Below are 23418 nucleotides of genomic sequence, written 5' to 3'. Positions count from 1 at the left end.
TCCGCGTCCGTATTCCTAGATCCTATAGGATCTTTGAAAAGAGTCAAGCCTGCCTGAACGCGCCAGGACAGGCCGCTCCTGCTCGATCCGAGTCAGTCCTGCTCGAGATCCAGTGACCGCGCGCGAACCTGCTCGATGTGCCGCTGCATGAGCTTCTCGGGCGCATCGGGGTCGTCGCCGGCGAAGGCATCCGCGATCGCCTCGTGCTCCGCGATCGCCTCGCGCACGTCCGTCACCCCGTGCAGCACGGACTGCCGCATGCGGTGCAGCTGCGCGCCGAGGGACTCGGACATGTCCGTGATGTAGCGATTGCCGCAGTGCGCGAAGATCACGCGATGAAAGGCGGCATCGGCCGAGAAGTAGGCGGTCGTGAGCTCGACGTCGGTGATCCCCGAGCGCATGGCGGTGATCACGCGCTCGCCGATCCGGCGGTGCTCCTCCTCTGCGGCACGCAGCTCATCCAGCATCGCGGAGCCCGCGGGCGTCGCGAGCCTGGCCGCCCGCGACTCGAGCATGATGCGCGCGTCGAACAACTCGCGGAGCTGGTCGGCCCCCAACGGCGGGGCGACCCGGTAGCCCTTGAGTGCTTCGCGCGTCACGAGACCCGTGCGCTCGAGCTGCACCATCGCCTCGCGCACAGGCGTCGGCGAGACATCCAGCTGGCGCGCGATCGTGTCGATCGACAGGCGCTCGCCCGGAGCGGCCTCGCCGCTCAGCAGGAGCTGAAGGATGCGTTCGTAGACGTGATCGCGCAGGCCGCGTCGCTCGATCGTCGCTTCGAGCCCGCGCAGACGTCCGCCATCGGCCATGGATCCTTCTCCCCTCGTACCAGACGGCTCACGCCGCCACGGCACCCGCTTCATCGAGGATGTCACGAACCGCGGCGGGGTCGTGCGCGAAACGGCCGAGGAAGAGACCATCCACGTCGTCAGCGATGAGCGTCAGCAGCCCTGGGCCCGCGCTTCCGCCGTAGATCACGGATGCCCGTCCCTCCCGCCCGGACAGGAACTCCTTCAGCCTGCGGCACACGCCCCGGATGTGCTCCGGCGCGGCGGGCTCCGGAGCACCGATCGCCCACAGCGGCTCATAGGCCACCACGATCTCTCCGCCGACGCCGGCCGCATCCGCCGACGAGAGCGCCGAGCGCAGCTGGGCGATGCAGGCATCAGCCGCGGCATCCGCATCGACACGATCGGGCTCGCCGATGCACACGATGGGCACGAGGCCGTTGCGCAGGGCGGCATACGTCTTGGCGGCGACGACCTCGTCGGTATCACCGAACAGACGACGCCGCTCGGCATGGCCGACCTCGACGTACCGGCAGCCCAGCTCCGCGAGCACGGCGGCGGAGACCTCGCCCGTGAAGGCGCCCTCGTCATCGGTCGCCACGTCCTGAGCACCGACGAGGAGGTCTCGCGCATGCTCGACGCATGCCGGGATCGACGGATACTGCGGGATGACGAACGCCGTCACATCCGCGGGATGCTCGGCGAGGATCGCCGCCACCTCCGTCACCCAGGCCACGGTCCTGGCGTGGGAGAAATACATCTTCAGGCTCGTGCCGATGAGCATCGGCATGCGATCAGAGCCCTTCGTAGGCGCAGATCTCCCGCACCTTCTCGGCGGAGGCGCTCTGCGGGTCGAAGGTGTAGGTCAGCCACTCCGCGGCGAGGCGGCGCGCCAGCTCGATCCCGATCACGCGCTGCCCCATGCACAGCACCTGAGCGTCATTGGAGAGCACGGAGCGCTCGACGCTGAAGGAGTCGTGTGCGGTGACTGCGCGGATGCCGGCGACCTTGTTCGCGGCGATCGCGACGCCGAGGCCCGTTCCGCAGATGAGGATGGCGCGATCCGCATCGCCGGCGGCGACCTTCTCCGCCGCAGTGGTCGCGACGGTCGGGTAGTTGGTGTGGCCATCGGCGTCCACGCCGACGTCGACCACCTCGGCGACGAGCGGGTTCGCCAGCAGATCTGCCTTGATCCGCTCCTTGTAGTCGTAGCCTGCGTCGTCAGAGCCGATCACGAGTCGGAGTGCCATATCAGTCATCCCCCTTCAGGATGTCGAGAACCGTGTGTGTGATGAGCGCGAAGGAGATCGCGCCCGGATCGGGGGTGCCGAGGCTCTTGTCTCCGTGCGAGCGCGCGCGTCCGAGCTTGGCGGTGAGGTCCGCGGTCGCCTGCGCGGCCGCCTCGGCGGTCCGTGCGGCGTCCGTCCATGCGGCGACGAGTCCGTCACCGGCATCCAGTCGCTCGCGGAGGCGATCCGCGAAGGGCACGATCGCGTCGATCATGGTCTTGTCGCCGACGGTGGCCTTCCCGAAGGACATCACGGCGTCCTTCATCCGACCCACCCCCGCGCCGACGGCAGCCGCATCGACGGCCGCCTCGTCGCCGAGCGCATCGCCGAGCGCGACGAGCATCTCCCCCCAGATCGCTCCCGAGGTTCCGCCGCCCTTGTCCGCCCAAGCGTCACCGGCGTGCTGGATCGCGGTGCGCGCGCCGGCGCCCCGTTCCACGGCGTCGGCCGCGGCTGCGGCTGCCGCACGGCTGCCGCGCTGCATCCCGATGCCGTGGTCGCCGTCGCCTGCGATCCGGTCGATGCGCCCGAGTTCGTCCGCCTCCGAGTCGAGCATCGCCGCGACCGCGCCGAGCGCGCGCCCGACGACCTGGGCGGCCGAGCGGGACTCGACGCTCGCCGGGCCGATGATGCGCTCCTCCTCGACCTCGGCCACGACATCGACGGCGATCCGGCCGTCGATCGATCCGCGACGGAATGCAGGGGTGTCGCAGGATGCCTGCCACAGACGCTCGAGCTCGTCGTCCAGCCAGAGCAGGGTCAGCGAGGCGCCAGCCATGTCGAAGCTCGTGCAGAACTCGCCGACCTCGGGCGAGACGACGGTGACGCCCGCTTCCGCGAGCAGGCGATCGACCGTGGCGTAGACGACGTAGAGCTCCTCGTACTTGACGCTGCCGAGGCCGTTGAGGATGGGGACGACGCGCGCTCCTGCCACCTCGACGCCGTCGGGGATCTCGGCCAGCAGCGAGGAGACGAACAGATCGGCGAGGCCGGCAGCGGTGGGGATGTCGACCTCATCGATCCCCGGCTCGCCGTGGATGCCCAGCCCGACGGCCATGCGCCCCTCCGGCACGGTGAACAGCGGCTCGTCGGCGCCGGGGAGCGTGCAGCCGCCGAAGGCGACGCCCAGCGTGCGCGTGCGGCCGTTCGCCTTGCGGGCGAGACGCTCCACCTCGTCGAGATCGAGCCCCTCCTCGGCGGCGGCGCCTGCCACCTTGAACACCACGAGGTCTCCGGCGATGCCGCGGCGCTTCTCGTGCTCGGCGGCGGGCGCGCTGGAGATATCGTCGGTGACGGTGACCGTGCGGCAGTCGATCCCTGCTGCGCGCAGCCGCTCCTGGGCCTGTCCGAAGTGCAGCACATCGCCGGCGTAGTTGCCGTAGCTGAGCAGGACGCCGCGCCCCTCCTGGGCGGCCGTGGCGACCGAGTGCACCTGGTGCGCGGACGGCGAGGCGAAAAGGTTGCCCATCACGGCGCCGTGCGCGATACCCGGCCCCACGAGGCCGGCGAAGGCGGGGTAGTGGCCGCTTCCGCCGCCGATCACGACGGCGACGGTCGGCTCTGCCCCGCGGGTGGAGCGGACCACTCCCCCCGTCACAGGACGCACCCAGCGTCCGGAAGCGGCGACGAAGCCCGCAGCCGAGTCCGCGGCGAAGTCGTCTGGATCGTTGAACAAGCGCGTCATTGCGGTCTCCTCTGTGCGCCGGGGGCGCGTCGCTTGCTCAGAATCCTATAGGAAATGGGATAAGAATGCGACGCGCGGATGCGCTGCCCCACGCGCAGTGCGTCAGCGGAGCAGACCGAGGCTGGCGAGGGCCTGCCGGATGAGGGTGCCCCTGCCGCCCTCCATCTCGGCGGAGACCGCGTCGGAGGCGGCTTCCTCCGGCGTGAACCAGGTCACCTCGAGAGCATCCTGACGCGGCTCGCACGTACCCGTGACCGGCACGACGAACGCGAGCGAGACGGCGTGCTGCCGGTCGTCGTGGAACGCGCTCACGCCGGGGATCGGGAAGTACTCCGCCACCGCGAAGGGCAACGGCTGCGGGGGAAGGAGCGGGAACGCCATCGGCCCGAGATCGTTCTCGACATGCCGGAAGAGCGCATCGCGGATGGTCTCGCCGAAGCGGACGCGGCCGGAGACGATCGTGCGCGTCATCTCCCCCAGCGGGGTCGAGCGGAGCAGGATGCCGACCTCCGTCACCTGTCCAGAACCGTCGGTGCGCACCGGGAGCGCCTCGACGTAGAGCATGGGAAGCCGCCGGCGCGCCTCCGCGAGCTCGAATTCGGTGAGCCAGGCGGGATTGCCCGCGCCGGCTGCCGACTCGGAGAACGCAGGCAGGTCGTCGTTCTCCTCCGAGGGGTCTGGATCTGGCGTGCGGACGGTCATGGGACATTTCTACCAGTGCGGGCCGACGCTGGCAGGATGGGTGCGTGGCAGAGCAGATCAGGATCGACGACACCGCGACGCGATGGAAGGACGGCCCCCGACAGGACCGGCCGCTGATCGTCCTGCTGCACGGCTACGGCGCGGATGAGCACGATCTGTTCGGGCTCATCCCGTTCCTGCCGGACGACGTCTCGGTCGCATCCGTCGCCGCACCGCTCACGCCACCCTGGCCCACGCCAGGACGCTCCTGGTACCCCATCGAGGGCCTGAACGCGCGCGATCCAGAGGCCACCACGGCCGCCGCACGCGCACTGCTGCAGTGGCTGGACGACGCCGCAGCATCCGCGACCTCGGTCGCACTGCTCGGCTTCTCGCAGGGCGCTGCCGTCTCCCTGCAGGCCCTGCGGCTCGAACCTGCGCGGTTCGGAGCCGTGGTGGCGCTGAGCGGCTACGCGACCCCCGGCGCCCTGCCGGACGACGAGGCCTTGAGACAGCAACGCCCCGTTGTGTTCTGGGGCAGGGGCACGAACGACGACGTGATCCCCTCCGAGCTCATCGCGCACACCGCGCAGTGGCTGCCCGAGCACACGGAGCTGTCGGGCAGGGTCTATCCCGGCCTGACGCACAGCATCTCGGAGGACGAGCTGGCCGACGTCCGTGTCTTCCTGGAGAAGTGGTTGGACGCCTCAGCCGACTGAATCGGCGGGGCCCGCTCCAGGGCGGCCGTCACGCGGGTCACCGCCTTCGGCGCCCTCCCCCTCGTCGGTCGCGTCGACCTCGCGCGTGCCGCCGCGCATCATGCCGAACGCCGCGGCGAAGGCGACTCCGACGGCGAGGCCGATCGCGATGCCGGCACCCATGTTGCCGAGGGCGCTTCCCATCGCCACGCCGATACCCATGCCCAGGGCGATCCCGATGCCCCAACTCATCCGCTGGCGGGCCTCGTGCCCGCTCATCCGATCATCCGCCATGCCTCGACGCTACGTCTCACGGGGTACCCGCGCATCCCCCGTGAGACGGACGCCGCCGCGACACGCCCGGGTTGCGATCCGCTCGGAGCGAGGGTAATCTCAATGCGTCCTGTCCGCCGTGTCTGGAAGTCCTTTGATCTGAATCGTCGCCTCCGCGCCCCTCTGACCGCGCGCTGAACCGACGATCCTTCGTGGACACGGCATTCCCCGCCGCTCGGCGACCCTGAGCCTTCGACAGGCCATCCGGTCCCGAGCCGCCCGGCGATCAGGCACACGCCTGCGACGCCAGGGAGCCGCACCGGTGTCAGTGCACCCGCACCGACAGGAGCACCTCATGACCACCCCCTCTCTGCACGCATCCCTCACGCTCGACCGCCTGACCTTCACCTGGCCGGACGGATCCACGGCGCTCGACGCCGTCTCCGGAAGCTTCGGCACCGGACGCACCGGCCTCGTCGGCCGGAACGGCTCGGGCAAATCCACCCTCCTCCGGCTCATCGCCGGCGAGCTGACACCGACCTCCGGAAGCATCCATGCCGGCGGCGACATCGCGTACCTGCCCCAGCGGCTCACCCTGGAGACCGGGCGCCGCGTCGCGGATCTCCTCGGCGTGGCAGCCGCGCTGGATGCCGTCCGCGCCATCGAGTCCGGCGACGTCGACCCCGCGCACTTCGACGCCGTGGGCGACGACTGGGACATCGAGGCGCGCGCGATCGCGTCTCTGGCCGAGGCCGGCCTCGATCCCGCGTTCCTGGATCGGCGGGTGGGTGAGCTGTCCGGCGGTGAAGCCGTGCTCGTCGCGATCGCAGGCATCCGCCTGCGTCGCGCACCGATCACGCTGCTGGACGAGCCGACGAACAACCTCGACCGCGATGCGCGCGCGAAGCTCGCCGACATGGTGCGCACCTGGAAGGGCGCGCTCATCGTCGTCAGCCACGACGTCTCACTTCTGGAGCTGATGGATGACACCGCCGAGCTCTACGCCCACACGCTCAGCGTCTTCGGCGGACCGTACTCCGCGTGGCGCGCCTGGCTGGACGGCGAGCAGGAGGCGGCGAAGCAGGCGGAGGTCACTGCCGCGCAGGCGGTCCGAAAGGAGAAGCGCCAGCGCATCGAGGCCGAGTCGAAACTCGCCGCCCGCAGCAGGACAGCGAAGAAGGCGCAGATCGAGAAGCGCGTGCCGAAGATCATCGCGAACGGCCGGAAGATGGCCGCGGAGGTCTCCGCGGGAAAGCTCCGTACCGAAGTGGCGGAGAAGGAGGATGCCGCTCGCGCCGCACTCGATGAGGCGGGCAGACGCGTACGGTCGGACGAGTCGATGAAGATCGAGCTCCCCGATCCGCAGCTCTCCCGCACCCGCCGCATCGCGACGATCGGCGACGCCGAGCGCGAGTGGATCGTGCAGGGCCCGGAGCGCGTGGCCCTGATCGGGCGCAACGGCGCAGGCAAGACCACGCTGCTCGAACGGCTGGTCGCAGGTCGGCCAGGCGATCAGCTCCGCGCCGAGGCGCACACCGACCGCATCGGCTACCTGCCGCAGCGCGTGGACGGTCTCGACGAGAAGCGCTCCGTGTTCGAGAACATCGCAGACGCCGCACCGGGGATCCCGGAAAAGGAGCTGCGCAACCGGCTCGCCCGTTTCCTCATCCGCGGCGGCACCGTCGACCGTGCGGTCGGCGCGCTGTCCGGCGGGGAACGGTTCCGCGTCGCGCTGGCGAAGCTGCTCCTCGCAGACCCCGCGCCGCAGCTGGTGGTGCTCGACGAGCCGACGAACAACCTCGACCTCGACACGGTCGATCAGCTCGTCGAGGCGCTGCGCGCCTACCGGGGCGCCGTGCTCGTGGTGAGTCACGACGACGCGTTCCTGGACCGCCTCGGCCTCGATCTCACGCTGGAGATCGAGGCCGAGGGGACACTGCGACAGGTGGACTGAGCGATGGCGGGGACGACGGCTCACGTCGTCCCCGCGCCGGTCACCTGCCGGGGACGATGACGGCGCGGCCGCGAACCTGGCCCGCGTGCAGCTTCTCATAGGCCTGGGGCGCATCATCGAGGGAGTACTCCTCGACGTGGATCGTGATCGCGCCGCGCTTGGCGAGTTCGACGACCTCCATGAGCTCGGTACGCGAGCCCCAGTTGATCGCACGCCCGTTGACGTCGAGGGGGACGGTCGTCTGACCGATCGGAACGGATCCGCTGGCGACGCCGACCACGACGATCTGCCCGCCGACGCGGATCATCCCCGCGGCAAGATCGGCCGTGGGCTGGATGCCGACGAAGTCGAAGACGGCATCCGCTCCGAGCCCGCGGGTGAGGTCCTTGACCGCCGGGATCGCATCGGGGTTCGACAGGAACGCCTCATCGGCACCGACCTCCCTGGCGAAGGCGAGGCGGTCCTCTGCGACGTCGAGTACGACCACGTTGCTCTGGGTGAGCGCCTTGAGCAATTGGATCGCGACGTGCCCCAGCCCGCCGGAGCCGATCACCACGGCGGTGGTGCCAGGGGTGAGGTGCGGCAGAGTCGAGGTGATGGCGCGGTACGGGGTGAGCGCCGCGTCGGTCAACGAGACGTTCTTGACCGGGTCCAGGTCGCCGATCGGCACGAGGTGACGGGCGTCGTCGACGAGCATGTACTCGGCCATGCCGCCATCACTGAAGATGCCGGGCGCGCGCATGCCCTTCTCGCAGTTCTGCTCCTGCCCGCTCGCGCAGGCGTAGCAGCGGCCACAGCCCCACGGCCCGTAGACGATGACGCTCTCGCCGACCTCGAGGTCGGTGACACCGGCGCCCAGCTCGTCGACGATGCCTGCGACCTCGTGCCCGAGCGTCAGCGGCAGCGGCTTGAAGTAGTAGTCCTCCGCGCTCGTGCCCATGATGAACTCGTCGGAGTGGCAGGCACCGGCCGCCGTCACCTTGAGCAGGATCTGGCCGGGGCCCGGTACGGGCTTGGGCACCTCCACCAGCTCGGGGCGGCTTCCGATCTCACGGTACTGGAGTGCTTTCATCGTTCTGTTGCTCTCTCCGGGCGACGACCCGGCACTGGCGCGCTGATGGCGCGCGGTTCACGGCTCACCGTGGTGCGGGAGCCCTGTTCAGCCTACGCCCGCGGCCGAGTGATGCATCCACGCGCATGGAAATACCCTGTGCAGACCGCCCGGTCATGGCGCCTCACGGTCAGAGCTGCTGCAGTCGCCGCGGCGGCCCCTCCAGGCGTGCGATCGCCACCTTGACCTCGACGAGTTCACCGTCGATCCGCTCCAGGTGCACGTCCATCCTGTCCAGGCGCCCGTCCATCCTGTCCAATCGGGTGTCCATCCTGTCGAGCCGCGCATCCATCCTGTCGAAACGCGCATCGACCTGCGCGAAACGCGCATCGACCTGCTCGAAACGCGCATCGACCTGCTCGAACCGCGCATCGAGCGCCCTGGTCTGCCGAGAGAGCAGCGCGGCGACTCCGCCGAGCACCGTGACGGTGAAGGCGAACAGCGCGATGATCATTCCGATCACATCCGGGGACACGAACACCCTCCCATTCTGCGCCGAGCGGCGTGCGAGCACCATCACCGTACGGGGTTCGGCAGCAGCGGGGTTTCTCCCGGAGCACGTCACGCCGCAAACCTGTGGAGAACTCGTCGACTCCGTCGCCTGTGCAGAGCATGTCCACGCATGCCGGCTCCGATGCCGCCGCGGACGACGAGCCCCGATGTCGGAGCCGGCGACGATGATAGTGGCATGGGTGATACCGCCTCCGACGCAGCGCACTCCGTGCTCGATCGTTTCACCCCGGCCACGCGGGACTGGTTCCGGGGAGCGTTCACCGCGCCCACGGATGCCCAGGCGGGCGCGTGGAAGGCGATCTCTGCGGGCAGGCACGCACTCGTCGTCGCGCCGACGGGCTCGGGCAAGACGTTGTCCGCCTTCCTCTGGGCCATCGACAGCGTGTTCCGCGAACGCGCGGCAGCATCGGAACCGAGCGACGACAAGACGCCACGCAGCACCCGCATCCTCTACATCTCCCCTCTCAAGGCGCTCGGAGTCGATGTCGAGCGCAACCTCCGATCGCCGCTCGTCGGCATCGGGCAGTCCGCGAGGCGCCTCGGCGTCGCGGCCCCCGCCCTCACGGTCGGCGTCCGCTCCGGCGACACCACGTCGAGCGACCGGCGCAAGCTCGTCGCGAACCCGCCCGACATCCTCATCACGACGCCAGAGTCGCTGTACCTGATGCTCACCAGCCGCGCCGGCGATACGCTGCGCGATGTGCACACCATCATCATCGATGAGGTGCACGCGGTCGCCGCGACCAAGCGCGGAGCCCACCTCGCCGTCAGCCTGGAGCGTCTGGACGCCCTCCGGCGCGCCCGCGGCGCCGAGGCGGCGGCCCAGCGGATCGGCCTCTCCGCGACGGTGCGCCCCATCGACGAGGTCGCCCGCTTCCTCGGCGGATCGGAGCCGGTGGAGATCGTCGCCCCACGCGCCAGCAAGACCTTCGAGCTCGGCGTCGTCGTGCCGATCCCCGACATGACCAATCCGCCGGCGCCGCCCGGAGCACCCGACCCGATGGTTCCCACCGACGCCGAGTACCCTTCGGCAGGCTCAGGGCAGGCAGAGGTCACCGGATCGGTCTGGCCGCACGTCGAGGAGGCGATCGTCGACCGCATCCTGGAGAACAACTCGACGATCGTGTTCGCCAACTCGCGCCGACTGGCCGAGCGCCTCACCGGCCGCCTGAACGAGATCTACGCCGAGCGCACCGGCGAGGCCGTGCCAGAGGGCACCCGACCGCCCGCCGCGATGATCGCGCAGGGGGGATCGACGGCCGGAGTCGATCCGATCCTCGCGAAGGCGCATCACGGCTCGGTCTCCAAGGAGCAGCGCGCGCAGGTCGAGGAGGAGCTGAAATCCGGCATGCTGCGCTGCGTCGTCGCGACGAGCAGCCTCGAGCTCGGCATCGACATGGGCGCCGTCGACCTCGTCATCCAGGTCGAGGCTCCGCCGTCCGCCGCCTCCGGCCTGCAACGCGTCGGACGTGCAGGGCACCAGGTCGGCGAGGTGAGCCGCGCCGCGCTGTTCCCCAAGCACCGCGGCGATGTGCTGCACACCGCGATCGTCACCGAGCGGATGCTAGCCGGCAAGATCGAGGCCATCCAGGTGCCGCGCAATCCCCTGGACATCCTCGCCCAGCAGACCGTCGCGGCCTGCGCGATCGACCCGATCGGCGTGGAGGACTGGTTCGAGACCGTCCGGCGGTCCGCACCCTTCCAGTCGCTGCCGCGATCGGCGTTCGAAGCCACGCTCGACCTGCTCGCCGGGCGCTTCCCCTCCGACGAGTTCGCGGAGCTGCGCCCCCGCCTCGTCTGGGACAGGGATGCCGGAACACTGACGGGGCGGCCGGGCGCGCAGCGGATCGCCGTGACCAGCGGAGGCACCATCCCCGATCGCGGGCTGTTCGGCGTGTTCGTCGCGGGCGAGACGACGGGCGCGCGCGTCGGGGAGCTCGACGAGGAGATGGTCTACGAGTCCAGGGTCGGCGACGTCTTCACGCTCGGCACCACGAGCTGGCGGATCGCGGAGATCACCCACGACCGGGTCAACGTCATCCCCGCCTACGGGCAGCCGGGGCGTGTGCCGTTCTGGCACGGCGACGGCATCGGGCGCCCCTTCGAACTCGGCGAGGCCCTCGGCGCCTTCTCGCGCGAGGTGTCGTCGGCCGAGCCGGCGAAGGCGGCCCAGCGGCTCATGGACGCCGGGCTGGACGAGATGGCAAGAGAGAACCTCATGGCCCATCTGACCGAGCAGCGCGAGGCCACCGGAACGCTGCCGACCGACCGCACTCTGACCGTCGAGCGAGGTCATGACGAAGTGGGCGACTGGCGTGTGATCCTGCATTCGCCGTACGGCATGAAGGTGCACGCGCCATGGGCTCTGGCCATCAACGCGCGCGTGCGCGAGCGACTGGGCGTCGAGGGGTCTGCCGTCGCCAGCGATGACGGCATCATCGTGCGGATCCCGGATGCCGACAGCGAGCCACCGGGCGCCGAGCTGTTCGTCTTCGAGCCGGACGAGCTCGAACAGATCGTGACCGAGGAGGTGGGTGGCTCCGCGCTGTTCGCCTCGCGGTTCCGCGAGTGCGCCGCCCGGGCTCTGCTCATGCCGCGGACGAACCCCAACCGGCGCACGCCGCTCTGGCAGCAGCGTCAGCGTTCGGCGCAGCTGCTGGAAGTCGCCAGACGGCATCCGACCTTCCCGGTGATCCTGGAGACCCTGCGGGAGGTCCTGCAGGACGTCTACGACCTGCCCTCGCTGCGCAGGCTGGCGGGCTGGATCGCCGACCGCCGTGTCCGGCTCGTGGAGACCGAGCCGGCGCAACCGTCGCCATACGCCCGCGATCTCCTCTTCGGCTACGTCGGCGCCTTCATGTACGAGGGCGATTCCCCGCTGGCCGAGCGCCGCGCTGCGGCGCTCTCGGTCGACCCCGCGCTGCTGGGCGAGCTGCTCGGCACGGTGGAGATGCGCGAGCTGCTCGACCCGGAGGTGATCGCGCAGTTCGAGCGCGAGGCGCAGCGCCTGGATCCCGAGCGCCGCGCGCGGGGCATCGAGGGCGTCGCCGACCTGCTGAGGATGCTCGGGCCGATGGATGCAGGTGAGATCGCCGCGCGGCTGGAGCCAGACGGCGGTGCAGCGAGCGCTGACCTCGAGACCGCGTCCGATCACCTCGACGCGCTCATCACCGCCCGCAGGGCGATCCCGGTCACCATCGCCGGAGCCCCTCGGGTCGCGGCGATCGAGGATGCCGGCCGGCTCCGCGACGCCCTCGGTGCGGCGCTGCCCACCGGCATCCCTGTGGCCTTCCTGGAGCCGGTCGCCGACCCGCTCGGCGACCTCGTCGGCCGCTACGCCCGCACCCATGGGCCGTTCACGACCCACGCGCTCGCAGCCCGGTTCGGCGTCGGCGCCGCCGTCGCCAGGCATGCGCTGCAGCGTCTGGAGAGCGCGGGGCGGCTCAACAGCGGGTACTTCCTCCCTTCGACGGGCTCAGGGAGCGGGGGCGCGGGCTCAGGGAGCGAAGGCGCGGGCTCAGGGAGCGGGAGCGCGGGCTCAGGGAGCGAAGGCGCGGGCCATCCGGACGCGGGTCCGGAGTGGTGCGACACGGCGGTGCTCCGCCGCCTGCGGATGCGGTCGCTGGCGGCGATCCGGGGCAGCGTCGAGCCGGTCGAACCCACCGCCTTCGCCCGGTTCCTCCCGGACTGGCAGCACCTCACGCGCCCGCTCGAGGGAACGGACGGCGTGATGACCGTCGTCGAGCAGCTCGCCGGGGTGCCGATCCCCGCGAGCGCATGGGAGTCGCTCGTACTGCCTTCGCGGGTACGCGACTACTCCCCCGCGCTGCTCGACGAACTGACCGCGAGCGGCGAGATCGTCTGGTCGGGGCACGGCACGCTGCCAGGCAGGGACGGGTGGATCTCCCTGCATCCCGTGGATCTCGCGCCCTTCACGCTCCCCGAGCCGGACGAGACGGAGATCGCGGCCGGATCGCTCGAAGCCCGCCTTCTCGGCGCACTGGGCCACGGCGGGGCGTCGTTCGCCGCGCAGCTGAAGGAGCGAACCGAAGCGGAGAACGAGCAGTCCGTGCTCGATGCACTCTGGTCGCTCACGTGGATGGGGCGCATCACCAACGACACCTTCGCCCCGGTTCGCCAACTCCTCGCCGGCGGGTCCCAGGCGCACAAGGCCGTCCGCCGCGCACCGCGCGCCCGCACCTATCGAGGCGTCTCGTTCTCGGCATCCGCTCCACGACCGACGATCACCGGCGGGCGCTGGTCTCTGCTGCCCTCGACGGGCATGGGAGGCGACCCGTCGGAGGCGAACAGACGGGCGACCGTCACGGCCGGACTCCTCCTCGACCGGTACGGCGTCGTGACGCGCGGCTCGGCGCAGTCCGAGGGTGTGCCAGGCGGGTTCGCGCAGGTCTACCGGATGCTCGCAGGGTTCGAGGAGGCAGGGCACTGCCGCCGAGGCTATGTCATCGAGAAGCTGGGCGCCGCGCAGTTCGCCGCATCGACCACGGTCGACCGGCTCCGCACCTTCGCCGGCCTCGGCGACCCACCGCCACGCGCGGCGATCACGCTCGCCGCGACCGATCCGGCCAATCCTTACGGGGCGGCGCTGCCGTGGCCGAAGCACGAGCGTGCGACTCATCGGCCAGGACGCAAGGCGGGCGGGCTGGTCGTCCTCGTCGACGGCGCGCTGACGCTCTACCTCGAGCGGGGCGGGCGCACCGTGCTGGCGTTCCAGGACGACCCGGATGTGCTGCATGCAGCAGCATCCGACCTGGCGGCGACCGCGCGCTCCCGCCGACTCGACACGCTCACCGTCGAGAAGGTCGACGGCGAGGCCGTCTACGGAACCGACCTCGCCCGCGCCCTGCAGGAGGCGGGCTTCGTGCCGACGCCCAGGGGCTTCACGCTGCGCAGGGCGATCTGACCGGCACCGGCCAGCGACACGCCCCGTACCCTGGATGCATGATCCGCGAGTTCGGCCTCGGCATCCGCACGCTGCTGCGCGGCTTCGGCTACTGGCGCACCCACCCTCGCCTCATGGCGCTGGGCCTCCTCCCCGCGGCGATCGCCTTCCTCGCCCTCGCCGCGGCACTCGTCCCGCTGGGTCTGTCGCTGGGCGCGCTCACCGATTGGGCGACGCCGTTCGCCGACGGCTGGGTCAGCCCCTGGCGCGAGCTGTTCAGGGTCGGCATCGGCATCGTCGTCTTCATCGCGGCGCTCGCTCTCGCCGCCTCGGTCTTCACCGCGCTGACGCTCACGATCGGAGACCCCTTCTACCAGCGCATCTGGCGCGGGGTCGAGCGCTCCCTCGGCGAGGAGCCGACCGGCGAGGCCGGGTTCTGGACGACCGTCGGTGAAGGCATCCGCCTCGTCGTGCTCGGCGTCCTCGTGGCGCTACTCACCCTCGTCATCGGGTTCATCCCCGTGGTGGGCGGCCTGCTCGCCTCCGTCACCGGCGTGGTGCTCACGGGGCGCCTCCTCGCACGTGAGCTGACCGGAAGAGCCTTCGAGGCGCGAGGTCTCAGCACCTTCACCCGCTCGGAGCTGCTGGGGGCTGGACGCGCCAGGGTGCTCGGGTTCGGAGTGGCGACCCAGCTGTGCTTCCTCGTGCCGCTGGGCGCGGTCATCACGATGCCGGCCGCCGTCGCCGGGTCGACGCTCCTCGCGCGCGGGCTCGCCGAGCGGGCGATGCCGGTCGCTCCCACGATCCCCGCCGGAGGCATCGCACCGTCCCGAAGCAGCGGTGCGTTCGGAACCGCCACGCCTTCCGGAGACACCGCGCCAGACGCACAGGATCCGCGGCCGCATGCCTGAGGGCGACACCGTCTTCCGCACCGCGCGACGCCTGGACCTGGCTCTGGCGGGCGAGACAGTGACGCGCTTCGACCTTCGCGTCCCTCGAGCTGCGACCGCTGACCTCACCGGCGAGCACATCCACGGGTGCGGCGCGCGCGGCAAGCACCTGCTGCTGCGCATCGGCGATCACACCCTGCACTCGCACCTGCGGATGGACGGGGCGTGGTTCGTGTACCGCCGGGACGAGCGGTGGCGGCATCCGGCTTTCCGCGTGCGCGCGATCGTCGGGACGAGCGAGCGGGATGCCGTCGGGGTGGACATCGCCGAGGTCGCCCTCATCCGCACGGCGGACGAGGAGCAGCTGCTCGGGCACCTCGGGCCCGATCCGCTCGGCGATGACTGGGATCCCGCCGAGGCGGTGCGCCGGATCCAGGCTGACGCACGCAGCATCCATGTCGCGCTGCTCGATCAGCGCAACGTCGCCGGTTTCGGCAACGAGTACGCCGCCGAGCTGCTCTTCCTGCGCGGCATCCTGCCGACGACTCCCGCGTCGGAGGTGGACGCCGCGCCCCTTCTCGATCTCGGCGCCCGCACGATCCGCGCCAACCGCGACCGTCCTGATCGCACCTTCACCGGAACGGCTCGTCGCGGCGAGACGGACTGGGTATACGGCCGTGCCGGTCGTCCGTGCCGTCGGTGCGGAACGCTGATCCTCCGGGGTGAGCAAGGCGCCGACCCCACCAGGGAGCGCGTCACCTTCTGGTGTCCGATCTGCCAACGATGAAGCCCATCCCTCTGCGGGAATGAATCGCGTCTCCTCGTGGTTGTTGATATATCCGGAGAACTCCGGACACGGGAGGAACTGTGGGCAAGAACTACATCGATATCGAGGACGACCAGGGCGCCACGCTGCGATACCGCAAGCACGCCAACGGCCGCGGACTCGTCGCGCACGGCGCGAAGGTGCACCCGATGGCCGTCATCGAGGCCGGCGCCTATGTCGAACCGGGAGCCAAGGTCGGCGCGGGGGCGAAGGTCGCCCGCGGTGCCTGGGTCGAACCCGATGCCGTGATCGGCGAGAACGCGCATATCGACGCGCACGCGCACATCGGCCAGGGCGCCGCCGTGGGAGCGGGGGCGCACATCGGCGTCCGCACCGAGGTCGGCGCCGGCGCACGGATCGTGCGTGGCTCGCGCATCGGCGACGACGAGATCGTCGCTGCAGGCCTCACCATCGCGACCGACCGCAAGGGCCTCTGGCTCGCAGCCTGACCCGCAGCGGGACAGCGACAGGTCGGGGCCCGGTAGCCTGAGCAGGTGAGCAGAGGCAAGGGTCCGGGCGGGGGCGGAAGGCGTCGTCCGCCGTCCGCCGCGTCGGCGAAGCGCTCGCAGAAGGGCGGTACCGGCGCGGCGAAGGCGGCGAAAGCCACGCGCACGCCGAAGAAGCCCGCCGCGGCAAAGGTCGTGTTCGACGCGCCGGCTCCCGCTGAGGAGGAGCCGCGGACGTTCCGCCTCGGGATCTTCGAGGGAGCGACTCCGGGCAAGTGGGTCGACATCTGGAAGCGGCGGATGCCGCACGTCCCCCTCGAGCTGGTGCGCACGGACGATCCGGATGCCGAGGTCGTGGACCACCTCGACGCGCGCCTCGCGCGCCTGCCGATCGATGAGGCCGGGCTGCACGTGATCCGACTCTACGAGGAGCTGCCGGTCGTCGTGGCCCCGGTCGAGTCGCACCTCCTCGCGGCGGACGAGCTCGACCCCGCGGACCTCGCGGGCGAGGTGCTGCTCTCCTCGCGGCAGGACGTCATCGACGGCCTCGAACTACCAGGGACGACCGCGCCGGCCTTCGGCGTGCTCCCGACGACGGCCGACATGATCGCGACCGTCGCCACCGGCGTCGGAATCGCCGTCGTGCCGATGTCGATCGCGCGTCTTCATCACCGCAAGGACCTCGACCACAGGGTGCTGCGCGGAGCACCGCTCTCGGCCGTCGCCTTCGTCTGGCCGCGAGAGCGGACCACCGCCGACGTCGAGACCTTCGTCGGCATCATCCGCGGGCGGACAGCCAACTCCTCGCGGTAGCCGTCACGGACGTTCACGCTCCGCGGCACGATGATTCTGCTGGCTAGAATCACTGGATGGCCTCGCTTCTCTACATCAGCGTGCGCCCGGAGCGACCCGCGGCGGATGCCGAGTACGCGTCGTTCCGTCGAGGACTCGGCATCGACGAGCTCGATCGTCTCGACCTGCTCACCACACCCCTGGACGACCGCGCGATCGCCTCCTATGCCGGCATCGTCATCGGCGGCTCTCCGTTCAATGTCACCGACTCCTCCCGCAGTGCGCTCCAACGCCGCGTCGAGGACGATCTCGAGCGGCTGGCTGGCGCCGCCATCGCCGAGGGCCCGCGTGTGCTCTTCACCTGCTACGGCATCGGCGTCGTGACGAGGATGCTCGGCGGCACCGTCACCCTTGACCATCCGGAGGCGGCGTCCGCCGTGACGATCCGGACGACCCCGGCGGGCGCCGGGGATCCGGTCTTCGGGCCGAGCGCGCCAGAGCTCGCCGTCTTCACCGCGCACAAGGAGTCGGCGGCGCAGACGCCGCTGGGGGCGGAGCTCCTCGCCGTGGGCGAAGCCTGCCCGGTGCAGGCGTACCGCGTCGGTGCACGGCTGTACGCGACGCAGTTCCATCCGGAGCCCAGCCCGCAGGACTTCGCCGACCGGATGACGTTCTACCGGACCAAGGGCTACTTCGACCCCACGCGCTTCGACGCCGTGCAGCAGGAGGTCCTGGCCTCCGCCGTCACCGAGGGCGAGGCGCTGCTGCGCCGGTTCGCCTCACTCGCCGCGTAGCAGCGCGATCCGTTCGGTGAGATATGCGGCCAGCGGCATATAGCCGGCAGCGGCCGACCATCTCACCTGCGGCACGTCGTCGATGAGCGCCAGCGGACCCGAGCGCCCGCCCTCGTCGACCGCCGATACGTCGATCACGTTCCAGCCCACGTGCGCGACCTCCCCCTCCCCGAAGCCGCCGCGCAGGGCGAGCTCCCGTCTGGCGGCGCGCTCGCGCGCCGACTCAGCGGTGTAGCCGCGTCGGCCGGGGTCGGCCGCGCGCAGCACCTCGGCGGTCTCGAGCGTATGCTCGTCGGTGAGCAGCAGCACGCCGACGTGCCACGCCTCGCCCATCCTGACGATGCGATGCCCGCGGAAGCGCGAGCGGCGCTCCTCTCCCAGGCCCTCCTTCGACACATCGGCGAGCGCTGAGCGCGCATCGTCCAGAAGTGCGGCGGCGGAGGTCATCCCCCCACGCTACCGCTGCCGATTCGTCTCCCCGCGGTCGAAGCGGCAGAATCGACCGAGACCCTTCCCGAGGAGCATCCATGTCCCAGCCAGACACCGCGCGCCTGCTGATCGCCTGCGACGACCAGCCGGGCATCGTCGCCGCCGTCGCCGGCGTGCTCGCCGAGCACGGCGCCAACATCATCTCGCTCGACCAGCACTCCACGGACTCCGAGGACGGACGCTTCTTCCAGCGCACGGTCATCCACCTCCCCGGACTCGCGGCCGCACGCCCTGCCCTGGAGGCATCGATCGAGGCAGTGGCGGCGCGGTTCGGGATGGAATGGTCGCTGCACGACGTGTCTCGCCGCAAGCGGGTCGCGATCTTCGTCTCCAAGTACGACCACTGCCTGATGGAGCTGCTCTGGCGCGCGCAGCGCGGTCAGCTCGACATCGACATCACCATGGTGATCTCCAACCATCCGGATCTCGCCGAGTCGGTGCGCAGCTTCGGCGTGCCGTTCGTGCACATCCCGGCCGGCGACAAGCAGGCCATGGAGCAGCGCCAGCTCGAGCTGCTGCAGGGCAACGTCGACCTCGTCGTCCTCGCGCGGTACATGCAGATCCTCACCGACTCCTTCATCGAGCAGCTCGGGGCTCCGGTGATCAACATCCACCACTCCTTCCTGCCCGCCTTCATCGGCGCGAACCCTTACGCGCGCGCCAAGGATCGCGGCGTGAAGCTGATCGGGGCGACCGCGCACTATGCGACGGCCGACCTCGACGAGGGCCCGATCATCGAGCAGGACGTCACCCGCGTCACGCACGCGGAGTCCGCGGCCGAGCTGCAGAGCAGAGGCGCGGACGTGGAGCGCCTCGTCCTCGCCCGCGCCGTGCAGTGGCACGCCGAGGACCGGGTGATCGTGCACGGGCGCTCGACCGTCATCCTCTGAATCAGCGCGACGGCACTCCCGCGAGGAGCTCCGCGAAGACCTCGTCCGCCGCATCCCATCGCGAGAGCGGAGCCGCCTGGCCGAGCCAGAGCGACTGGAGCTCGCCGAGCTCCTGCTCCCCTGCGGCCTGACGGAACCGTCCGGTGAGCCAGTTCTGCATCGGGAACGGAGCGATCGTGCCGCTCGCCTCGATGGCGCGGATGGCCCGGTTGCGCGCGCCCCTGGCCAGTCGCCCGCTCATCGCGGTCGTGAGGATGCTGCCGTCAGCCGCCGTACGCCGGATGGCCGCTCGATGGGCATCGTTCGCCGCCGATTCCCGCGTCACGAGGAACGCGGTGCCGACCTGCACGCCCGTGGCGCCGAGCGCGAACGCGGCGGCGACGCCTCGCCGATCCGCCACGCCTCCCGCGGCGATGACGGGGATCTCGACCGCATCGGCGACCTGCGGGACCAGCGCGAAGGTGCCGACCAGGGAGTCGGCGGGCGAACGAAGGAAGGACACCCGGTGGCCGGCGGCCTCCATGCCCGTCGCCACGACGGCGTCGACGCCGCCCGCCTCCAGCGCCAGCGCTTCGGCGACCGTCGTCGCGGTGCCGACCACGCGGATGCCGCGGCGGTGCGCCTCTTCGATGAGCTCGGCGGACGGCACGCCGTACACGACGCTCAGCACCGCAGGCTCCGCGTCCCAGATCGCGTCGAGCTGCTCGTCGAGACCCGGGAGATAGCGCTCGGGGCGCGGAGGCACCTCGACGCCGACGGCTTCGAAGAACGGCTCCAGCGCCTGCGCGAACACGGCATGCTGCGGCCCCGGCTCGACCTCGTCCCCGGTGGGCAGCCAGATGTTGAGACCGAAGGGGCCGTCGGTCGCCGCACGCAGCTGCGCCACGGTCTCCCTGATGCGGACCCCGTCATAGCCGTAGAGGCCGAAGGAACCCAGCCCTCCTGCATTGCTGACGGCCGCGGTCAGGGCGACCGAGGAGAGACCGCCGAAGGGGCCGAGGACGATCGGATGCCGGAGGCCGAGGAGTTCGCGCAGATCGCTCATGCTCCGAGGCTACGCCCGAAACGTCTGTCAACCCCCTCGCAGACGGTGGCGACCACCCATAGCGTTCGAGTCATGAGCACACCCACGACGACGCACGACAGCTGGGGCGCAGGCGATCCGCATCTGCGCATCACTCTGGGCGACGAGCGCACGGTCTTCCCCCTGCGGGACGACCTCGTGCAGATCGGCTCGGCGGAAGGCTGCACCCTCGTCCTCTCCGGAACGGACCCCGTGCACGCGACGATCACGCACGATGAGCGCGACGAGTACGTCCTGACGATGCACGGGGAGGGCGAGACCAACGCCGCTTCCCTCGACGACTCGGGTGCACGCACGGAGATCCTCCGTACGGGGGCGCGTTTCACCATCGGCGAGTGGCAGCTCGTGTACGGACGCGCGGAGTCCGCCGACCACGGCCGTCCGTTCGGCGGCCGCCAGGGCGGCGAGTACTCCGATCAGCCGCTGCAGCCGCCGCGTCCTGACTACCGGGGCGACTCCGGGGATCCCGTCGACGCCGACATCCCGATGGCCGATGAGGATGCCGAGGAGACGGATCTGCGCGCCGAGGATCCGGGAACCGCGGATGCCTCCGGCCAAGGCGGCTCCGACTCAGGGACGCACCGCTCGTCCACGACCGAGCGTCTCGCAGGCGATCGCCAGGGTGCGACCGCACCAGACGTGGATGGGGATCCGGCCGAACCATGGAGCTGATCCCCCGGCGGCGCTGATACGCTCTGCCCCATGACGGACTTCCTCGAACTGCTCACGCGGTTCGCGCTGTCCGCGCTCGGGCTGACCGCGCTCCCCGATCTCGCCGCCATCGGCCTCGCCATCGCGCTGCTCGCCATGACGGCGCTGATCGTCGCGGTGACCATCGGCGTGGTTCACGTCGGCGGCGGCTCTGCCGCGCATCCGTTGCGCGCCATCGACGTCGGAGTGCTCCTGCCGCAGAGCGACCCTGATGCCGCAGGCCACCCTCGTCCGCGAGCGCCGGGAGTCGTGCGCGCCGTGTGACCCGTCCGTTCGCGTCGGGACACGGCATCCGCCGACCCTCCCGACGACCGAACGGACCCCCATGGACATCTTCGCCTTCCCTCCCCTCGCCGCGCTGCTGGACGCCGCCTACGGCGCCCTGGCCGGCCTCGCCGACCTTCTCGAACCTCTTGCCGGCGCATCGGCGGCGGCCGCCGCCGTCGTGCTCGTGACGCTCCTCGTGCGCGCCCTGCTCATCCCCGTCGGCGTCTCGCAGGCCAAGGCCGAGCAGACCAGGGCTCGCCTGGCGCCCCGGCTCCGCGAACTCCAGCGCCGACACGGCAAGAGCCCCGAGAAGCTGCAGCGCGCCACGATGCAGCTGTACCAGGACGAGAACACCTCGCCGTTCGCCGGCTGCCTGCCCGTCCTGCTGCAGGCGCCCGTCGTCGGCATCCTCTACACGCTGTTCCTGCGCACGGAGATCGCGGGGCACCCCAACGACCTGCTCGCCCATGAGCTCTTCGGCGCACCGCTCGGCACGAGCCTCGTGCACATGCTCTTCGTCGGGCCGTTCTCCGCCGCGACGCTCATCGACTTCGGCGCGGTGGTCGCCGTGATGATCGTCGTGGCGGAGATCACGCGGAGGGTGTTCCGTCCGATCGTGCAGGAGGACTCCCCGATGTCGTCTCCCTGGATGCTGCGCACGATGAGCGCGCTGCATTACTTCACCGCGGCCTTCGCCGTGTTCGTACCGCTCGCCGCCGCCCTCTACCTCACGGTGACGGTCGCGTGGACGCTCGTGCAGCGCGTGATCCTGCGACGCCGCTATCCCCTGCCCGCCGAGTGATCGACTAGCGCGCCGAGGCGGCGCGGTCAACCGGATTGAGCGGTGGCTCGCCCGGACGCACGGTTGATCCATGAATCATCCTCCGCTCCGCCGCGGTTACGCCGCGCTCGCTCTCGCAGCACTCGCCTGGCTGCTCGCGGGGTGTGTCGCATCGATTCCCGTCGACCCTGGAGGCACCCTCGCTCAGGTGCGCGGAGGCACGCTGCAGGTGGGCATGAGCGTGGAGCCGGGAGTCATCGAGGCGGGCGCACCGTCGCCCGATGGGCCGCTGGCCGAGGTGGTGGACGGATTCGCGGCGGAACTCGGCGCGTCGGTGGAGTGGACGGCTGCGGGCGAGGAGACCCTCATCGGGATGCTCGAGGACGGCGGCATAGACCTTGCCGTCGGCGGCTTCAGCGACCGCACCCCCTGGGCGGAGCGTGTCGGCGCCACCCGAGGCTACGACGGCCTTCCCGGCCTCGACGGACGCAGCATCGTGCTCCTGGTTCCCGCCGGCGAGAACGCCCTGCTCGCGGAGCTCGAGGCATACCTCGACGAGGAGGCGGAGGGATGAGCCGGCTGCCGCCGCACCGTTTCGGGCGCACGGATCTGCCGCCGGAGCAGCACCGGGCGTTGCGCTCCGCCATCCGATGGGAGTTCTTCACCATCGTCTACACCGGCGTGACCATCGCCGTCGTCGCATTCGTCGTCGGCGGATCCCAGTCGATGCGCACCGCCTGGATCGAGGACATGCTGTCGCTGCTCCCGCAGGTCGCCTTCCTCGTCGCGCTGCTCCTCGTGCGGCGGCCGCCCACCCAGCGGCATCCGTACGGCATGCATCGCGCGATGGGGGTGGGGCACGTCGTCGCCGGCGTCGCCCTCGCCACCGTGGGTGCGAACCTGGCGATCGAGGCCGTCGTCGGGCTCGTCTCCGGCGAGCATCCGACGATCGGCACGGTCCGCCTGTTCGGGCACACGATCTGGCTGGGCTGGCTCATGATCGCCGTGATGGCTGTGATCGTCATCGGCCCGGTGTTCTTCTACGGCCCGGCGAAGTCTCGTCTGGCTCCTGTGCTGCACAACAAGCTGCTCCACGCCGATGCCGCCATGGCCAAGGCCGACTGGCAGACGAACGCGGCCTCGATCGTCGGCGTGCTCGGCATCGGCGTCGGCGCGTGGTGGCTCGACGGCGCGGCCGCGCTGTTCATCTCCATCGGGATCGTGCGCGACGGTGTGCGCAATGTGCGCGCCGCCGTGGCGGACCTCATGGATCAGCGCGCCCGCACCTACGACGACGCCGAGCCGCATCCCCTCGCCGACCGCATCGTCGGCTACCTGAACGAGCTGCCATGGGTCGCCGAATCCGGGGTTCGGATGCGCGATGAGGGCCAGGTCTTCCACATCGAGGCGTTCGTGCGTCCGCACCGCGCCCGCGTGCGGATGGACCGGCTGCGCCACGCCTCGGAGGGCGTGGCGCAGCTGGACTGGAAGGTGCAGGATGTCGTCGTCATCCCCGTCGAGGAGATCCCCGACGAGGCGGACCGCGGGCGCTGA

General features: G+C 70.8%; 24 protein-coding genes. 14 read left to right on the top strand and 10 right to left on the bottom strand.

What is annotated here, in order from left to right; genetic code table 11:
- Positions 1 to 92 precede the first annotated feature (92 nt).
- The 5 genes from ACWGJP_RS08785 to ACWGJP_RS08765 form a co-directional block, all read right to left on the bottom strand.
- Positions 93 to 809 (bottom strand): GntR family transcriptional regulator, encoded by a 717-nt coding sequence (locus ACWGJP_RS08785; protein ID WP_452329377.1) that lies wholly within the window; start codon positions 807 to 809, stop codon positions 93 to 95.
- A 28-nt stretch (positions 810 to 837) separates the two neighbouring features.
- Entirely contained in the window at positions 838 to 1578 is a 741-nt protein-coding gene (locus ACWGJP_RS08780; protein WP_452329376.1) for a triose-phosphate isomerase family protein, read from the bottom strand.
- A 4-nt stretch (positions 1579 to 1582) separates the two neighbouring features.
- Positions 1583 to 2038, bottom strand: coding sequence for a ribose-5-phosphate isomerase (locus ACWGJP_RS08775; protein ID WP_452329511.1), 456 nt, complete (start codon positions 2036 to 2038; stop codon positions 1583 to 1585).
- Position 2039: 1 nt separating this feature from the next.
- The gene (locus ACWGJP_RS08770; protein WP_452329375.1) at positions 2040 to 3761 is read right to left on the bottom strand and encodes a dihydroxyacetone kinase family protein; all 1722 of its coding nucleotides are present in this window, start codon (positions 3759 to 3761) and stop codon (positions 2040 to 2042) included.
- 102 nt (positions 3762 to 3863) lie between these two features.
- Positions 3864 to 4463: an NUDIX hydrolase family protein gene (locus ACWGJP_RS08765; protein ID WP_452329374.1), complete on the bottom strand. Its 600-nt coding sequence runs from the start codon at positions 4461 to 4463 to the stop codon at positions 3864 to 3866.
- A gap of 44 nt (positions 4464 to 4507) precedes the next feature.
- Between ACWGJP_RS08765 and ACWGJP_RS08760 the strand changes: the two genes are divergently transcribed.
- Positions 4508 to 5161 carry an alpha/beta hydrolase gene (locus ACWGJP_RS08760; RefSeq protein ID WP_452329373.1) on the top strand — a complete coding sequence of 218 codons (654 nt, stop codon included), beginning with the start codon at positions 4508 to 4510 and terminating at the stop codon, positions 5159 to 5161.
- Here the strand turns inward: ACWGJP_RS08760 and ACWGJP_RS08755 are convergent.
- Positions 5150 to 5434: a hypothetical protein gene (locus ACWGJP_RS08755; protein ID WP_452329372.1), complete on the bottom strand. Its 285-nt coding sequence runs from the start codon at positions 5432 to 5434 to the stop codon at positions 5150 to 5152. The two genes, ACWGJP_RS08760 and ACWGJP_RS08755, sit on opposite strands and share 12 nt — an antisense overlap.
- Before the next feature lie 334 nt (positions 5435 to 5768).
- Here ACWGJP_RS08755 and ACWGJP_RS08750 point away from each other — a divergent pair, with 334 nt between their 5' ends.
- Positions 5769 to 7367 carry an ABC-F family ATP-binding cassette domain-containing protein gene (locus ACWGJP_RS08750; protein WP_452329371.1) on the top strand — a complete coding sequence of 533 codons (1599 nt, stop codon included), beginning with the start codon at positions 5769 to 5771 and terminating at the stop codon, positions 7365 to 7367.
- A 40-nt stretch (positions 7368 to 7407) separates the two neighbouring features.
- On the opposite strand, the gene ACWGJP_RS08745 is transcribed toward ACWGJP_RS08750, so the two are convergent.
- Both ACWGJP_RS08745 and ACWGJP_RS08740 read right to left on the bottom strand, forming a co-directional pair.
- Positions 7408 to 8439, bottom strand: coding sequence for an NAD(P)-dependent alcohol dehydrogenase (locus tag ACWGJP_RS08745; RefSeq protein ID WP_452329370.1), 1032 nt, complete (start codon positions 8437 to 8439; stop codon positions 7408 to 7410).
- A gap of 169 nt (positions 8440 to 8608) precedes the next feature.
- Complete coding sequence (locus ACWGJP_RS08740) at positions 8609 to 8959, bottom strand: response regulator (protein WP_452329369.1); 351 nt, start codon at positions 8957 to 8959, stop codon at positions 8609 to 8611.
- A 207-nt stretch (positions 8960 to 9166) separates the two neighbouring features.
- Between ACWGJP_RS08740 and ACWGJP_RS08735 the strand changes: the two genes are divergently transcribed.
- From ACWGJP_RS08735 to ACWGJP_RS08710, 6 genes are all read left to right on the top strand, one after another.
- Entirely contained in the window at positions 9167 to 13915 is a 4749-nt protein-coding gene (locus tag ACWGJP_RS08735; RefSeq protein WP_452329368.1) for an ATP-dependent helicase, read from the top strand.
- Positions 13916 to 13953: 38 nt separating this feature from the next.
- On the top strand, positions 13954 to 14805 hold the full coding sequence (locus ACWGJP_RS08730) for an EI24 domain-containing protein (protein ID WP_452329367.1): 852 nt from the start codon (positions 13954 to 13956) through the stop codon (positions 14803 to 14805).
- Positions 14798 to 15571, top strand: a complete 774-nt coding sequence (locus ACWGJP_RS08725; protein ID WP_452329366.1) for a DNA-formamidopyrimidine glycosylase family protein — start codon at positions 14798 to 14800, stop codon at positions 15569 to 15571. The genes ACWGJP_RS08730 and ACWGJP_RS08725 overlap by 8 nt, the downstream gene beginning before the upstream one ends.
- Positions 15572 to 15651: 80 nt before the next feature.
- Positions 15652 to 16059, top strand: a complete 408-nt coding sequence (locus ACWGJP_RS08720) for a transferase (protein WP_452329365.1) — start codon at positions 15652 to 15654, stop codon at positions 16057 to 16059.
- A 45-nt stretch (positions 16060 to 16104) separates the two neighbouring features.
- Complete coding sequence (locus ACWGJP_RS08715; RefSeq protein WP_452329364.1) at positions 16105 to 16869, top strand: substrate-binding domain-containing protein; 765 nt, start codon at positions 16105 to 16107, stop codon at positions 16867 to 16869.
- A 56-nt stretch (positions 16870 to 16925) separates the two neighbouring features.
- Positions 16926 to 17642, top strand: coding sequence for a glutamine amidotransferase-related protein (locus ACWGJP_RS08710; protein WP_452329363.1), 717 nt, complete (start codon positions 16926 to 16928; stop codon positions 17640 to 17642).
- On the opposite strand, the gene ACWGJP_RS08705 is transcribed toward ACWGJP_RS08710, so the two are convergent.
- Positions 17628 to 18089: a glutaminase gene (locus ACWGJP_RS08705; RefSeq protein WP_452329362.1), complete on the bottom strand. Its 462-nt coding sequence runs from the start codon at positions 18087 to 18089 to the stop codon at positions 17628 to 17630. The genes ACWGJP_RS08710 and ACWGJP_RS08705 overlap by 15 nt on opposite strands.
- A gap of 80 nt (positions 18090 to 18169) precedes the next feature.
- On the opposite strand from ACWGJP_RS08705, the gene purU reads away from it, so the two are divergent.
- Positions 18170 to 19021: a formyltetrahydrofolate deformylase gene (purU, locus tag ACWGJP_RS08700; protein ID WP_452329361.1), complete on the top strand. Its 852-nt coding sequence runs from the start codon at positions 18170 to 18172 to the stop codon at positions 19019 to 19021.
- 1 nt (position 19022) lies between these two features.
- Here the strand turns inward: purU and ACWGJP_RS08695 are convergent, their stop codons facing one another.
- On the bottom strand, positions 19023 to 20066 hold the full coding sequence (locus ACWGJP_RS08695) for an NAD(P)H-dependent flavin oxidoreductase (protein ID WP_452329360.1): 1044 nt from the start codon (positions 20064 to 20066) through the stop codon (positions 19023 to 19025).
- Between the two features lie 72 nt (positions 20067 to 20138).
- On the opposite strand from ACWGJP_RS08695, the gene ACWGJP_RS08690 reads away from it, so the two are divergent.
- From ACWGJP_RS08690 to ACWGJP_RS08670, 5 genes are all read left to right on the top strand, one after another.
- A complete protein-coding gene (locus ACWGJP_RS08690) occupies positions 20139 to 20777 on the top strand; it encodes a hypothetical protein (protein ID WP_452329359.1) in 639 nt (212 codons plus the stop codon).
- Between the two features lie 30 nt (positions 20778 to 20807).
- Positions 20808 to 21080, top strand: a complete 273-nt coding sequence (locus ACWGJP_RS08685; protein ID WP_452329358.1) for a DUF6412 domain-containing protein — start codon at positions 20808 to 20810, stop codon at positions 21078 to 21080.
- Positions 21081 to 21141: 61 nt separating this feature from the next.
- Positions 21142 to 21885 (top strand): YidC/Oxa1 family membrane protein insertase, encoded by a 744-nt coding sequence (locus ACWGJP_RS08680; RefSeq protein WP_452329357.1) that lies wholly within the window; start codon positions 21142 to 21144, stop codon positions 21883 to 21885.
- A gap of 70 nt (positions 21886 to 21955) precedes the next feature.
- Positions 21956 to 22438 carry a hypothetical protein gene (locus ACWGJP_RS08675; RefSeq protein ID WP_452329356.1) on the top strand — a complete coding sequence of 161 codons (483 nt, stop codon included), beginning with the start codon at positions 21956 to 21958 and terminating at the stop codon, positions 22436 to 22438.
- Positions 22435 to 23418, top strand: coding sequence for a cation diffusion facilitator family transporter (locus tag ACWGJP_RS08670; protein WP_452329355.1), 984 nt, complete (start codon positions 22435 to 22437; stop codon positions 23416 to 23418). Before ACWGJP_RS08675 ends, ACWGJP_RS08670 begins: the two co-directional genes overlap by 4 nt.

Source organism: Microbacterium sp. NPDC055903 (assembly GCF_053615555.1).
The sequence above is the reverse complement of the archived record's forward strand: the minus strand, read 5'-3'. Positions and strand labels throughout refer to the sequence as shown.

Bases quoted from the DNA above. Each gene is read 5' to 3' on its own strand.
- ACWGJP_RS08785 (WP_452329377.1), bottom strand. From the start codon at position 809: ATGGCCGATGGCGGACGTCTGCGCGGGCTCGAAGCGACGATCGAGCGA.
- ACWGJP_RS08780 (WP_452329376.1), bottom strand. From the start codon at position 1,578: ATGCCGATGCTCATCGGCACGAGCCTGAAGATGTATTTCTCCCACGCC.
- ACWGJP_RS08775 (WP_452329511.1), bottom strand. From the start codon at position 2,038: ATGGCACTCCGACTCGTGATCGGCTCTGACGACGCAGGCTACGACTAC.
- ACWGJP_RS08770 (WP_452329375.1), bottom strand. From the start codon at position 3,761: ATGACGCGCTTGTTCAACGATCCAGACGACTTCGCCGCGGACTCGGCT.
- ACWGJP_RS08765 (WP_452329374.1), bottom strand. From the start codon at position 4,463: ATGACCGTCCGCACGCCAGATCCAGACCCCTCGGAGGAGAACGACGAC.
- ACWGJP_RS08755 (WP_452329372.1), bottom strand. From the start codon at position 5,434: ATGGCGGATGATCGGATGAGCGGGCACGAGGCCCGCCAGCGGATGAGT.
- ACWGJP_RS08750 (WP_452329371.1), top strand. From the start codon at position 5,769: ATGACCACCCCCTCTCTGCACGCATCCCTCACGCTCGACCGCCTGACC.
- ACWGJP_RS08745 (WP_452329370.1), bottom strand. From the start codon at position 8,439: ATGAAAGCACTCCAGTACCGTGAGATCGGAAGCCGCCCCGAGCTGGTG.
- ACWGJP_RS08735 (WP_452329368.1), top strand. From the start codon at position 9,167: ATGGGTGATACCGCCTCCGACGCAGCGCACTCCGTGCTCGATCGTTTC.
- ACWGJP_RS08730 (WP_452329367.1), top strand. From the start codon at position 13,954: ATGATCCGCGAGTTCGGCCTCGGCATCCGCACGCTGCTGCGCGGCTTC.
- ACWGJP_RS08725 (WP_452329366.1), top strand. From the start codon at position 14,798: ATGCCTGAGGGCGACACCGTCTTCCGCACCGCGCGACGCCTGGACCTG.
- ACWGJP_RS08710 (WP_452329363.1), top strand. From the start codon at position 16,926: ATGGCCTCGCTTCTCTACATCAGCGTGCGCCCGGAGCGACCCGCGGCG.
- ACWGJP_RS08705 (WP_452329362.1), bottom strand. From the start codon at position 18,089: ATGACCTCCGCCGCCGCACTTCTGGACGATGCGCGCTCAGCGCTCGCC.
- purU (WP_452329361.1), top strand. From the start codon at position 18,170: ATGTCCCAGCCAGACACCGCGCGCCTGCTGATCGCCTGCGACGACCAG.
- ACWGJP_RS08695 (WP_452329360.1), bottom strand. From the start codon at position 20,066: ATGAGCGATCTGCGCGAACTCCTCGGCCTCCGGCATCCGATCGTCCTC.
- ACWGJP_RS08690 (WP_452329359.1), top strand. From the start codon at position 20,139: ATGAGCACACCCACGACGACGCACGACAGCTGGGGCGCAGGCGATCCG.
- ACWGJP_RS08685 (WP_452329358.1), top strand. From the start codon at position 20,808: ATGACGGACTTCCTCGAACTGCTCACGCGGTTCGCGCTGTCCGCGCTC.
- ACWGJP_RS08680 (WP_452329357.1), top strand. From the start codon at position 21,142: ATGGACATCTTCGCCTTCCCTCCCCTCGCCGCGCTGCTGGACGCCGCC.
- ACWGJP_RS08675 (WP_452329356.1), top strand. From the start codon at position 21,956: ATGAATCATCCTCCGCTCCGCCGCGGTTACGCCGCGCTCGCTCTCGCA.
- ACWGJP_RS08670 (WP_452329355.1), top strand. From the start codon at position 22,435: ATGAGCCGGCTGCCGCCGCACCGTTTCGGGCGCACGGATCTGCCGCCG.